General features: G+C 42.5%; 7 protein-coding genes and 1 pseudogene. 4 read left to right on the forward strand and 4 right to left on the reverse strand.

The features are described from left to right. Window positions 1-212 precede the first annotated feature (212 nt). A complete protein-coding gene (topA, locus tag V7K55_RS23550) occupies window positions 213-2,381 on the reverse strand; it encodes a type I DNA topoisomerase (protein ID WP_334835096.1) in 2,169 nt (722 codons plus the stop codon). Between the two features lie 365 nt (window positions 2,382-2,746). Between topA and V7K55_RS23555 the strand changes: the two genes are divergently transcribed. Both V7K55_RS23555 and V7K55_RS23560 read left to right on the forward strand, forming a co-directional pair. Next, complete coding sequence (locus V7K55_RS23555; protein WP_334835098.1) at window positions 2,747-4,036, forward strand: AAA family ATPase; 1,290 nt, start codon at window positions 2,747-2,749, stop codon at window positions 4,034-4,036. Beyond that, window positions 4,029-4,634, forward strand: coding sequence for an RloB family protein (locus V7K55_RS23560; RefSeq protein WP_334835100.1), 606 nt, complete (start codon window positions 4,029-4,031; stop codon window positions 4,632-4,634). Before V7K55_RS23555 ends, V7K55_RS23560 begins: the two co-directional genes overlap by 8 nt. Window positions 4,635-4,658: 24 nt before the next feature. On the opposite strand, the gene V7K55_RS23565 is transcribed toward V7K55_RS23560, so the two are convergent. Both V7K55_RS23565 and V7K55_RS23570 read right to left on the reverse strand, forming a co-directional pair. Next, entirely contained in the window at window positions 4,659-4,886 is a 228-nt protein-coding gene (locus V7K55_RS23565) for a type II toxin-antitoxin system HicB family antitoxin (protein ID WP_334835116.1), read from the reverse strand. 104 nt (window positions 4,887-4,990) lie between these two features. Then, entirely contained in the window at window positions 4,991-5,404 is a 414-nt protein-coding gene (locus tag V7K55_RS23570) for a hypothetical protein (protein ID WP_334835101.1), read from the reverse strand. A 397-nt stretch (window positions 5,405-5,801) separates the two neighbouring features. On the opposite strand from V7K55_RS23570, the gene V7K55_RS23575 reads away from it, so the two are divergent. Continuing rightward, a complete protein-coding gene (locus tag V7K55_RS23575) occupies window positions 5,802-6,368 on the forward strand; it encodes a PadR family transcriptional regulator (protein WP_334835102.1) in 567 nt (188 codons plus the stop codon). After that, a pseudogene (locus V7K55_RS23580) lies at window positions 6,369-7,751 on the forward strand (carotenoid oxygenase family protein). A gap of 257 nt (window positions 7,752-8,008) precedes the next feature. Here V7K55_RS23580 and V7K55_RS23585 read toward each other — a convergent pair. Next, on the reverse strand, window positions 8,009-13,939 hold the full coding sequence (locus V7K55_RS23585; RefSeq protein ID WP_334835103.1) for a translocation/assembly module TamB domain-containing protein: 5,931 nt from the start codon (window positions 13,937-13,939) through the stop codon (window positions 8,009-8,011). Between the last annotated feature and the right edge of the window lie 141 nt (window positions 13,940-14,080).

The following is a 14,080-nucleotide window of genomic DNA, read 5'->3' on the forward strand; positions in this document are numbered from 1 at the left end:
TTTCTCCCGCAGGTCTACTGAGTAGGGTTTCATCTGATTTTTTACTTTTATCTTCTCAACTACTGTACCAAACCGTTACACAAAGTGCTGTATTTAAAAAATTGTTGATAAATCTACTCAACCAGAACGGTATCAAACTTGGTAGTTAAAGGCGTTATCAGATAAAACTAAAATTTCTTTGTCTAAAGGTGAAATGAGCAAGATAGCTTTAGTTAAGTTTTTGATATCTCCCCAAACTTAGGACTCCACCACCCTTTTTGTGTACTGAAATAAGCCACATCTTTATGTTTATTATCCTTACGAGATTGTGGGTCAGAACATCGCAACATTTTCTTACTCTCTCCCTCTTTGATATAACTGTACTCCTCTAGAGGTTTCTTACATACTGGGCAGGGATATGCCGTCATCTTCACAGGAGGCTTTTGTTGATTCTTAGCTTCGACTGTTTTAGTTTGTGGTGGCTGCCAAGTTTTGTTAAAGTCGCTCCAAAATAGCACAACATTTTCACAGCCTTTTGTGCATTTGAGGAAATATTTCTTTTTAACCTTAGTACTCGGAATTTTGGCGAGGAAATTTTTGCATTCAGGACATCGCGTCCTGGAATTTTCATATTTGCGCTCAGTTATCACATTAGCTTTAACTATTGAGGAGCTTGGAACTACAGTTTTAGCTTTGGTGAGTGCTGGGACAAAGTAATTCTGATTCCAACTAGTTAAATAATGCTGCCAAGAATTCTTTCCTTCGGAAATGGCATCAAGGGCATCTTCCATTTTCGCGGTGAATTCCGCCTCTAGTAAATCTGGCAATGCTTTGAGCAAAAACGCATCAACTTCTAACCCTAACGCTGTCGGTTGCAGATGGTCTTTTTTCAACTCGACATAATTGCGTTTTTTTAAGGTAGCAACAGTAGGAGCATAAGTACTTGGGCGACCGATTCCTTTCCGTTCCATCAGTTGCACTAATTTAGGTTCGCTATAACGCGGTGGTGGCTGGGTCTGCTTCTTCTCATGTCCAGCATTTTCCAGTTTCAATGCTTGTCCCTGTTGTAATGAAGGTAAAATACTATCCTTGCTGAGATTGTTCCAGTAGCGGGCATAACCGTAAAATTCAATCACTTGCCCTCTGGCTGACCACAGTAGAGAACCAGACTGAGTAATCACCAGAGTTTTACGCAATTGGGCAGCCCGACACTGAGAAGCAATTGACCGTTTCCAAATCATCACATACAGATTAAACTCATCATCAGGAAGTTCTAAACGCAACTGAACTGAGGGACGAAATACATCAGTTGGGCGAATCGCTTCATGTGCTTCTTGAGCCGATTTGCTACTGCGATGCTTGGCGACTTGCGTCGGTACATTCGGCGGGTCATTTTGCTCTAACCATTTCCGGGCGCTGGCACAAAATTCTGGACTCAGCATTACTGAATCTGTTCGCATATATGTAATTAGCCCAGCCTCGTAGAGCTTTTGGGCCACAACCATAGTTTTATCAGGAGCAAACCTCAGCTTTGAACCGGCTGCTTGCTGAAGGCTGGAAGTTATAAATGGTGGCGGTGGCTGGCGGTTAACGATTTTTCCTTCAAAATGAATCACCTGATGAGGATGTCGCTGTGCTTCTTCAACTAAACGTGTTGCCTCTGCTTCGGAAAGAACGCGCTTAGACTCTGGTGTTTCTGGAGTATTACCTACCTTTGCGTCATCGTTAGTTTCCGTTTCTTGTTCTGCTGCATCTTTTGCAGAATCAACCGTCCCTTTGTAAAAAGCCCGAAATCCTTCAGCATAATCTACCCAGACACTCCAGTAATCTTGGGGGACAAACGCCAGAATTTCGTTTTCTCGCTGACAAATTAGGTGCAATGTCGCGCTTTGGACTCTACCAACACTCTTAGCGCCGTTATTTAATGCCCAAACTAAAGGGCTACCTTTGTAACCCACCAGCTTATCTAGGCAATCTCGGCATAACCCAGCACCGATTAAATTTTGGTCTAGTTTTCTGGGATTTGCGATCGCACTCTGCACCGCCGATGCTGTAATCTCAGTATAAATTACTCGTTTCGGTTCCCTTAAACCCAGCGTTTCTTTCAGATGCCAAGCGATCGTCTCACCTTCCCTGTCTGGGTCAGTTGCTAAGACAACTTCATCAACTTGCTTCACCGCAGACTTGAGCTTCTGGATTGTTTCTTTGGCTCGTTGGTCACGCGGGACATAATTGCATCGAACATGATTGCCATCCATGACGAAGCCCAAGGAATCGTCTCCTTCATTGCTGAGTTCTCGGATATGACCACAACTAGCGAGAACTTTCCAATCTGAACCCAGAATTTGACTGAGTTTTTTGACTTTTCCGGGAGACTCGACTACAAGGAGGCGTTTGATCATAGCAACTGCATTCTTGATTCTGAGCAATAAAATGGCAATTGCAATTAGCGATGGCTGCGCCAACGCCAAGGGCGAACGCCTATTCTCGTGATATGGATTTTCTAAAATACTGTACCAAAAAGCTTTGGAAATTGCTCAACCCTGAAGTAATTTTTTGTACCTAAACCTTTGCTTTACTAGTTTTTGCAACAAAACCGCGATCGTCCGGTGCAAGCGTTTATGATGCTGCATACCTTAATAACAGTGCATTTGTACATGGTAAAAATAATTTTATACTTTAGCATTTTCAACCAATTATTGCTACTCTAAAAGCAGTAAATTATGATTTATTCACAGATTTCTGTCTGAAGCCTAAACTTCATCCTATGCTTATTGAATTTAGTGTCGGTAACTACAGATCGTTTAAAGAGCAAGTCACCTTTAGTATGGTGGTAGCCAAGCTTGTCGCAGAAGACAAAAAGCTCGACGAAAACAACGTTTTTGAAATAGATGATGATTTAAAACTACTTAAAAGCGCCGCAATATACGGTGCAAATGCTAGTGGTAAAAGTAACCTGGCTACAGCTTTAGCTTTCATGAGATGGTTCATGATTAATTCTTCTAAAGAGACTCAAAGCACTGAAAAAATAGGTGTTGAGCGATTTAAACTCAGCACTGAAACCGAAGAAAAACCATCTTTTTTTGAAATTGTATTTTTAATGAATGGCAAGAGATATAGATATGGATTCGAGGCAACTCTTGACAAAGTTGTTTCTGAATGGTTATTTTATGTTCCTAAATCAAAGGAAACTAAACTTTTTGAGCGCAAACTGGACAAAATTAGTGTTTCTAAAACATATAAAGCTGATGGAATTCAGCAAAAAACAAGACATAATGCTCTCTTCTTATCTGTATCTGCTCAATTTAATGTCCAGATTGCAGAGAAAATCTTGGATTGCCTAACAAACAAAGTCAAAATCATCTCTGGTTTAGATGATAGTGGCTATCAAGGATACACAGTTAATTGTTTAATGAATAATACAAATAAAGATGAAATTATTCAGTTAATCAAAAAATTAGATTTAGGATTTGGTGATGTTAAGGTAGAAGAAAGTGAAGTTACTGTTGATTCTTTCCTTATTGAATTTCCAGATGAAATAAAGAATTTTATTTTAAAAAATGCTGGAGGCAAAGTCATATCAATTCAAACCATGCACCGTAAATTTGATGAAAAAGGAAATATAATGTCTACAAAAGAGCTTTTTAATTTAAATAATCAAGAGTCTGAAGGAACTCAAAAAGTCTTTTCTTTAGCAGGGCCTCTTGTTGACACACTAAAAAATGGTCAAGTTCTAATCATTGATGAATTCGATGCTAGAATTCATCCTTTAATCAGCCGTGCAATTGTTGAATTATTTAATTCTAACGAAACGAATCCAAATAATGCTCAGTTAATATTTATGACTCACGATACCAATTTGCTTAATAATAAGCTGTTTCGTAGAGATCAGATTTGGTTTACTGAAAAAAATAGATATGGTGCAACAGATTTGTACTCTCTAGCAGAATACAATATAAGTAATGATGCTTCATTTGAGAATGATTATATTCAAGGTAGATATGGCGCAATTCCATATATCGGAAATTTGAATCATCTAATCGATGCTCATGTCTAAAAGAAAGATAAACTCTTCTGGATACTCACCAAGAAAAGTTAATACGAGGGAAATTAGACAGAGGTTCCTGATTGTATGTGAAGGAGCAAAAACCGAACCTAATTACTTTAGAAGTTTTCGTGTTCCTAAAAATGTCGCTGAAATAGATGTGCTGGGTTTAGGACAGAATCCAAGCAAACTAGTGCAAAGCGCAAAGGAACTGAAGAAGCAAGGAGAGTACGATCAAGTCTGGTGTGTTTTTGATCGCGATTCTTGGACTACAGAAGATTTTAACAACGCTATTAAAAATGCTAAAGATCAGGGGTTTGAAGTAGCTTATTCTAATGAAGCGTTTGAATTATGGTATGTTCTGCATTTTGAATTTCTCAATACTGGTATTCCTCGAAATGATTATCTGAAGAAGTTAACTTCTTTATTTGGTCGAACATATCAGAAGAATAGCGAAACTATTTATGATGAGCTATTTGAGAAGCAAGCTATTGCTATTAAAAATGCTGAAAATCTCCTTAAACAATATAATCCTCATATTCCAGACAAAGATAATCCATCAACAACAGTGCATTTATTAGTAAAGGAACTCAACAAATTCATTGTATAAAAAGCATTGAGTAGCTAGACAACTTTACGTCCACTGAGAACCGGAAGAGCAGACGCTTTCTACTTGATAAGTCTCCACAGTAAGCGGTAAACCAAGTTCTCCACGAACTTTCATGCAAGCTGCGATCGCGTCCTTGATATTTTCGAGAGCTTCTTCTCTTGTTTGACCTTGACTAACACAACCAGGTATACTGGGACACTCAATAATCCAAACCCCATCTTCATCGCAGTCAAGTATTACATTGAACTTTATCCACTATTGTTGACATTATGCCGATTACCTGTGACGTTACTCCAAAACTAAAAGTTGGGGCTTAAGCCCCAACTTTTAGTTTTGTCACCTTGATATAGCTACCCTTAAATCTTAGTCATGAGAAACTTTGATATTTCCGCATGTGCCAACACAGCAGCAGGTTCGTGCTGGAGAGCGTTGTAATATTTTCTCTCGAAAGTATTACCCGTTTCTAACGGTATAATCAGCGTGCGGATATCAGCAATCAACTTCTCAAAGTCGTCCATTGATATCGGTTCATCTGCTTCGAGCATTTCATCAACTTGCACAACCACCTCAGAAATGCGATGTAGCCAAGCAAATTGTTCATGAGCGATAACTAGCTGAAGAAGTTCTCCGCTTGATACTCGTCCACTAACCTGTTCGTAGGCAATGCGTTCTGTGTCCAGCAACATCTTGTGAAGGTGGAGTAATTTGTTGCGTAAATCACGTAGATATTGATGTTGACGTATTCTTTGTGAAAGTGTATTTGAAGTCAATGTTATTTATCCTCTCGTTACAATAGTCTTTGGTGGCTTAAATAATTGCTGCGTTAGGAAGCTGAAAAACATCTAAGTTCCATAGCTTTCTATTCAAAAAGCCCTACTCCCCGTAGAAGTACAGGAGCAATACTCAACAAATAATGCGTAATTAAACTTTCAATTTTGCTCAACATCCATAGCTACTTCCTCACTGTTTTGTGAAAACAGCACTATTAACGATCTGCCCAACCTCAATTTATGTATTCGGTCTCTTTCTTAAGACGTATTACAATCAACATATCTTTTTATAGCGGTTATATCTTATATTGGATTAATCATATATTAGCATAAAATTATAAGAAGTACATAGTGTAAAACCTATTGAGGAAATGTCAATTATGGGAAAACTGTCTTAATGTCCCTAGCATACGTAATTATAGGTTTTCTTCAGCAGCAAGAAATGACGGGCTACGACCTCAAAACTAGCTGCTTCGATCGATGTATTGCCCATTTGTGGCCAGCAGACCAGGCACAAATTTACAGAACTCTTGATAAGCTAGTTGAGCAAGGCTGGATTACCTGTACAATTGAGATTCAACGCGATCGCCCCAACCGTAAAGTCTACAGTGTAACGGAGCCAGGAAAAGCTGAATTTGCCCGATGGCTTGAAACTCATCAGCCTTTACCGACTATCCGAGAACCTTTGCTGCTCCAGTTGCATTTTGCAGAGCAATTGCCGAATGAAACCATTATTCATCTACTAGAGCAACAATTTGCGGCTCGAATCAAAAAGCTTGCTGAGTGTGAAATCATTGATTTGCCATCACTTGGTGATGAGTCTGCCAACCGCGAGCAAGTAATGCAAAGGCTGGTGCTAGAGTTAGCGATCCGAAGAGAACAGACTTATATTGATTGGTTGAAGATAGCGATAAATGTTATCAGTCAGCAAAAGCCATGTACATCACACTACCAGATTTTATAAATGGCAACAATAGCAGTCAATCCGTATCTCGATCGCAATTTTGCTCCAATCCGTGAAGAAATCACCACCGACAAATTGCTAGTCATCGGTGAATTACCCCTTGACTTATCAGGGATGTTTGTACGGAATGGCCCTAACCCTCAATGGACACCCATCGGTCAATATCACTGGTTTGATGGAGATGGGATGTTGCATGGTGTACAAATTAGCAACAGCGTAGCGACTTATCGTAACCGTTACATCCAGACAGTCGGATGGAAAAAAGAACGAGAAGCAGGCAAGGCTTTGTGGACAGGATTGTTAGAACCACCGCGAAAGGATAATCCCTACAGTGGCTACAAAAAGACCGCCAACACTGCCTTAGTTTGGCACGCTGGTCAGATGTTGGCGCTGAACGAGGGAGGTAAACCTCACGCTATCAAGCTTCCTGAATTAGAAACTATTGGTTAATATACTTACAATGACAAGCTGATTTCTGCCTTCACAGCCCATCCCAAAGTAGACCCGGTTACGGGTGAAATGGTCTTCTTTGGCTATTCTTTGTTTGCGCCACCATACGTACAATATAGTGTAGTCTCTGCACAAGGCGAACTATTGCGGACAGTACCAATTGACCTGCCAATAGGAGTGATGATGCACGATTTTGCCATCACTGAAAACTACACGATTTTCATGGATTTGCCATTGACTTTTAGTGCCGAGCGATCGCAACGGGGAGAACCCATTATGATGTTTGAGCGCGATCGCCCCAGTCGTTTTGGAATTGTACCACGTCATGGTGACAACAGTAATATCCGATGGTTTGCAAGTCCCTCTTGCTACGTCTTCCATACTCTCAACGCTTACGAAGATGGCGATGAAGTAGTGCTTATTGCCTGTCGCATGAGTTCTACAACTGTTTTGAGTTCTGATGATTCGCAACCCGACCCAGAAGCAAATATCCCGCGTTTGTATAGCTGGCGATTTAACCTCAATACGGGGACAGTGCGTGAAGAAATGTTGGACGATGTAGCTTCAGAATTTCCCCGCGTCAACGAAAATCTATTGGGGCGGCAAACCCGATATGGCTACACCAACAAAATGGCGAATAGTCCCCTACCTTTATTTGAAGGCATCATTAAGTATGACTTCAGCAGTGGAAAGTCCCAAGCCCACGAATTCGGACAGGGACGCTATGGCGGTGAAGCTGTATTTGCGCCGCGTCCTGGTGCAATTGCTGAGGATGACGGTTGGCTTATGACTTTTATCCACGATGAGAATTCAAACACTTCAGAATTAGTAGTGGTGAATGCCCAAGATTTAACAGCTGAACCTGTAGCGCGGGTGATAATTCCTCAACGAGTGCCTTATGGATTTCATGGTACTTGGGTTGCTGAAGAATAGGTAAAAGGAACTGGGGATTAGGGATTAGGGATTGGGTAAGAACGCGGGAAAATGATGTTAGAGGCTTTGACCTCCAATACTTCTCGGATAAGGGTTGAGTCGTCCGTCCTAGATTCAGATCCCCCCGCCTATGGCGACCCCTTAAAAAGGGGGCAAAAGAGGGTTAGAAGCCCTGCTTTTTAAGGGGGGGGTTGGGGGGATCTCAACGACTAATTGCTGTCCCCATTCCCCTGTCCCTAGTCCCCTAAAAACTTTCTTTAAAATCGTGTTTGATACTCGACTACTGCACGACTATCATCGGTTAAATTAGTGGAAGCACGCACACGAAATTCATTATTTATCCGGTAATTAACACCCCATTGGAAGGGATCATTTGTTGTTAAAATTTTGATACTGGAAACGGATATTTTAGAAGAAATATCAACCCCCGCCTCGGCTGCTAATTCCAAAGTTGAACTGCTCCTTCCCGCTTCAGGATTCTCAGAAATAACGGTAGGAAATATCCGCAGTTCGCTTAAGCCAAAAGTACTCCCAATCTGGTTAAAAGCTGACTGAAAATTGTTAAACACAGCTGACCCGGCGATGTTAATCAGACCCAAAGTACTGTCACCACGTCCTTGGGTGTCTACAAACCCACCTCCTAAAAGAGCAACAATTTCGTTTTGACTACGTGACGGACTGCTTGTTAGTTCTATATTTTCATTTAGTTTACTAGCCAGACCGTTGATAGTGGCTTCGACTCGAACACTTTCTAATGCTGATAAACCCGTGGAATTTATCCGACTGAAATCATTACTTTGAGTAACATCTAATACTTTGGCAAATAGCCGAATATCTAAGTTGGGGTCGCGGGGTTGGGAAGGACTAAAAGTTGCGGTGTGTGTATAGCCAGAAGCAAGGTTAAATTGGGTAGTAAATAAATTCACGCCACCTTTTTCTAAGCGGATAGTTCCATCAGGTATTGGCTGATTGATTAAGCCGTTAACGATGAGATTACCACTGGCGCGGAAGTTGAGAATTGGGGGACGGGTAATTTGGACATTTTTACCGAGTTCTAAATCTAGATTATTAAATCTAGCGATACCTGACGGCAACGCATTTCCCTTGCTATTTTCAATTTCAGGTTTACTCTGCTTATTCTCTTTTGTGGGTGATACACCGAGACTACTATTTCCAGATGAACTAGCGTCGGTAGATTCTGCCAGCAATACCTGACCGTCAAATAAACTTACTTTACCGCCAATTATGGGGTTAAGGGCAGAACCAGTAATCTGCAAATTGCCACTAGCGCCTCCTTGGTAAAGTCCCTTAAGATTCAACGCCAACTGTTCCAGATTAACAGTTAGGGGATTGTTAATAGTCACGTTCTCATTGTTGAAAATGGGAATTGCTCCAGCAGCTTCTACCTTCCCACGGCTAAATTTACCTTGAAGATTTTCTACTAAGATGCTGTCAAAATTAAACAGTACTCTACCTGTGACATGTCTGAGCTTACCTGGCAAAGCCTGGGCTGAAAAAGTAGCATTATTAATCGTAGCAATTCCATTTACTTCGGGTTTTTTTAGTGTTCCGCGTACCTTAAGGTCTACTTCTCCTTCACCTTTTTCAAATACCACTTGATTAGTGAATGCGTTTAACAGTCCCAATCCTTCGTTTTCCAACTTCATATCTAAACTGATTTGCTCGCTGTCTGGTGCCACAGAAGCAAAAGGCAGTTTATAAGGTATGCTGCCAGTAATATCAACAGGTTTTGGCCCAGCAACTGCTACAGTACTACCAAAGTCTAAGCGGCCGTTGGCATAGCTGAAACTTGCCCTTGCTGAGTCTATTTTGTTCTGATTCAATAATCCTTCTGTGATTTGCAATTCCCCTCTAGCTTGGGGATTAGCAATGCTGCCGGCTATTGCTGCTGTACCATTAAGATTCCCTGTAATTCCAACTGGCAGTTTGACAAAATTATTCAGTACTTGTACCGGAAAATTATTCACCCGGAACTGTCCAGATTGTTCATCACCGCCAACATTACCTGTGAAGGCAATCAGCCTATTTTCAGATTCAAGCCGTAAAGGTCGCAAACTCAAAACACCGTTCTCAAAACTGCCTTCGGCGATCGCTTTATCGGCAGTATAATAACGATTTCGTTCTTCCTTTTTACCCCAGGCAAAGTTTTGTCCATTCAACTTAAAATCTACTGATAATCCATTGGCTGTAGCTGTATTCACAGCTACTTCACCGTTGAAAGTCCCCTTTAAGTCTGCTAAATCTGGTATTGGAGTAGAATTAAGTCGCTGTTCTTCCTGTTCTTCTAGCAAAGTTGCAATTTCAGAAAACCGTTGGATTTGGGTGAATAAGGGTTGATTTGGCGCTCCTTGGGGGTTGGTGGTTAGATCCTCTGCTGTACCGTAGATTTCTGGTGAACCACCAGGCAAATTTTGTAAATCAAATATCTGTGCTACAGCGAGAACATCTTGGATCTCCCCCTGGTTGACGTTCAGTTTACCTTGTAGTTGAGGGCCTTTAGGACTTTGGGCAAAAGTACCAACAAGGGCGTAACTACTTTTGCCTTTGACAAATTCGCTACTGGCAAGTGTACCTTTACCGTTACCGTAGCGGAATTGAGCAGCTATTCGATCGCCTTTAAGCCGACCAATTTGCGGATTAGCGATCGCTAAATTCCCCGTAGATGCCAATGTTTGCTGATTAAATAGCAAATCCCCAGTTAACAAACCAGCGATCTTTCCAGCACCCAATCGAGTTATTGGTGGCGGAGTCAAATTCAATATTTGTAAGGGGAAATTTGCAACTTTGAGTGCCCAATCATTCCCTTGAACATTACCTGTGGCTGATGCGTCTTGCCATTTTACTAAGAAAGATTTCGGGCGATTATTGGCATCTAAATTAAAGGATAGGCGATCGCTATTTCCTGCCAAGTTCAAATTTAAACCGCGTCCCTGTGCTGAATCAATATTTCCAGTTAACAATGGCTCAAAAGCAATATCTTGAACAACCAAGTCTCGTAAATTAATTTGCCCTACCACATTTGGTAAAGGCAGCTTACCGGTGATTTGACCATTAAAATCTACTCTCCCCGCCACCGCAACCTGATTAGGAAGATTAATCGGTAACTGTTTTAAGTTGTAATTCTGAGCTTGGACGTTGAGATTTAGGGCAGTAATTTCCGGTATGCCCGCTCCCCTGGCATTGGCTAATATATTACCAGTCACACTTAAACCGGGAGCAGTTGCTCGCTCAATGGTAAGCCTTTCACCACTCCAAGCGATCGCAGCCGTCAGGGGTTGCTCAAGCCCAGGGATACCTTGGGATAATTGCACTTGTCCAGCCGCCCGGACATCCGCTAACTGGGACGATCCGACAGTGCCAGCTAATTGTAACTGACCGCCAAATTGACCCCGCAATTGCTCATTGAACCGATTTAATTCCACACCAGAAGCATCAACTACAGCTTGATAGCGACCATTAGCCAATTGGATATTAGAAGCTGCGATCGTTCCACCTGCAATATTCAGCCGTCCTTGACCGCTAGCTTGGATAGTTTGCGGTTGGAAGGACTCAACAGAACCAGCCACATTTGCTTGACCAGTTAACGTCCCTCTAAACTGCGGTGGTACTGCTGCTAACTGCTGCAACGGTACATTATTCGCCTGAACTTGCGCCTGGTATACACCATTAGCCACTTGGATATTATTAGCTGTAATCGTCCCACCTGCAACATTTACCCGCGCCTGACCCATAGCTTGGATAGTTTGCGGCTGGAAGGATTCAACAGAACCAGCCACGTTTACTTGACCAGTTAACGTCCCTCTAAACTGCGGTGGTACTGCTGCCAACTGCCGCACAGGAACATTATTTGCTTGAACTTGCGCCTGGTATACACCGTTAGCCACTTGGATATTAGAGGCTGTAATTGTCCCATCCCCGACATTTACCCGCGCCTGACCACTGGCTTGAATAGTTTCCGGTTTAAAAGAATCAACAGAACCCGCTACGTCGAACTGACCAGTTAATGCCCCTTTAAACTGCTTTGGTACTTTTGCTAACTGCTGCAACGGTACATTCTTAGCCTGAACTTGCGCCTGATAGACACCATTAGCCACTTGGATATTTTTAGCTGTAACTGTTCCACCATCAATAGCAAGACTACCTTCACCACTGCTACGGAGGGTTTTCAGGCTGAAATTGTCTCTGTCACCTGCGATTTGGAATGTCCCCGCCAAAGGATTATTTAAAGCTGAGGGAGACTGTTTTAATATTTGCCCCAACCGCACACCATTAGCTACAAGTTGAGCAGAAAAGCTTTGTTCTTGGAGTTGGACATTAGAAAGTGTAACTGTGCCGCCACCAATTTGAACTCCTGCCCCATCACTGCGAATCGTGGCAATTGCAAATGGTGCTGTGCTACCTGAGAGAATGAGACGACCATTAAATTGCGCCTTCGCCAAAGAGACATTTTGCAGTTGACTTTTGTCTACAAAGGGTTCCAATTTTACCCCAGAGGCAACAGCCACAGCTTGCCAACGCTCATTAACATAACTCCCAGTTGCCCTGACTGTACCACCACTGACATTAAGAGCCACATTACGGAAAGAGACATTGCGATCGCTCCCAATCGCAACTTCACCAGTTCCGGGGTAAGTTCCGTCAGGCGCTTGGAATTGCACCGAAGTTTGGACATTGGTAGAAGCACCAGTTACTTGTGCTGTAGCTGAGACATTGCCGATTTGGAATGCGGATGTTATTCCATAAACTTTTGCGATCGCATCCCCTGGAACATTCTTGGCAGCGAAATTTAAATCCAGTCGCGGCGTTTTACCGAGTTGAATTGTGCCAGCGCCAGTAATATCACCACCAACTATGGCTTTACCTTGAATATTTTTCAGGCTAAGTAAAGACGAACTAGAACTAGTAACAAGCTCAAATTTACTACTGATGCTCTTAAAATCAACTTTATCAATCCGGGCAGTTTTTATTGTGGTAACTGAACCTGAGAGAATTGGCTCTTTAGTCGATCCGGTAATCAGCAAATCTGCTTGTACTTGTCCAGCGATCGGTACAGGTAGTTTTACCTTCAGAGTCTCCTGGGCATTAGCCAAACTCACGGCATTTACGCGCCCTGCCAACTTAAAGCCTGCTTGAGTGTCGATGATTCCCGTAGCCACCACAGGAATTTTGCCGTAGTTGGTAGTAACGTTATTTAACTGCAACTCTGTTCCTTGAAAACGGAGATTTCCCTGGCTATTGCTTAACAGTTGCGGCACTTTGGGTATTTGAAGTGTTACCCCTTGCACAGCAGCATTGCCATACAATAAAGTCTGCTGTCCTGGTGTCAACCGAACTAACAAGTCGCCATTGGCTCGACCCGCCTGTAAGTTTACTGGTAACTTAATCAATCGAGTAATATCAGCAGCGAACAAATCTTGTGCTTGCAACTGAAAATTGCCTGCCAGCACCTTAGAACGTGTCTCTCCCTGAATGGAAATATTGCCACCACTGTCTGCTTGACCCCCCACATCAAACCGGATCAACTGGTTGTTTGCCAAAAGTTGGGCAGATCCATTCAGTTGAGAAAATGCTATGGGGGAGGTGGGAGATGAGGAGGATCTTGCACCCCCATCCTCCCCTGCTTCCCCTGCCTCCTCTACTCTCTTGTGCGGCATCAACGCCAGCTTGGCATTGCGAAACCGCAGGTAATCCAAATCGGTTTTAAGGGCACCGCCTTCACCTGACGACGCGATGCTAGTGGAAACCCAGCGCTCTTGGTTATCCTGTTCAATATAAATATCTGGATTGACTAAGGTAACATCTAGCTTTAGATGGCGGTTAAAAATTAGTTGTAACAGGTCAAAACCCACTTCTACGGTTTCGACTGTAGCCCGATCTGGATCTGTGGGTGTAGCTGGGATAGATGAAGCCCCAAACTGCACTCCCATCAAGGAAAATTGTGTGACTCTTCCCAGTTTTACCGGACGATTGAGTGTAGTAGTCAGACTTTGTTGTGCCAGCGGTGTTAACTCTGTTTGGACAAAAGTCCACAACCGCCAAATACCAACGATAACTCCTAACAGTAAAAGTCCGCCCAAAGCAATACTACCCCGCCTCAACACCAGCAACCACAGACGCTTGCGGATAGGGCATGGAGAGTGAGTATCTTGATTGGGAGATTTAGTCATTTGCTTTCACTGTATTAATTGCCGGATGTCGCTGGCACACACAAGCATTAACTGACACATTGATTCAGTATGCCATTTCCAGGATACGCCAACTAAACCCAAGACCCCATTGGTTGAGTTACGGTATTTACTTCATCCAAT

The sequence above is a fragment of the Nostoc sp. genome, assembly GCF_036919895.1.
Classification (GTDB): domain Bacteria; phylum Cyanobacteriota; class Cyanobacteriia; order Cyanobacteriales; family Nostocaceae; genus Nostoc.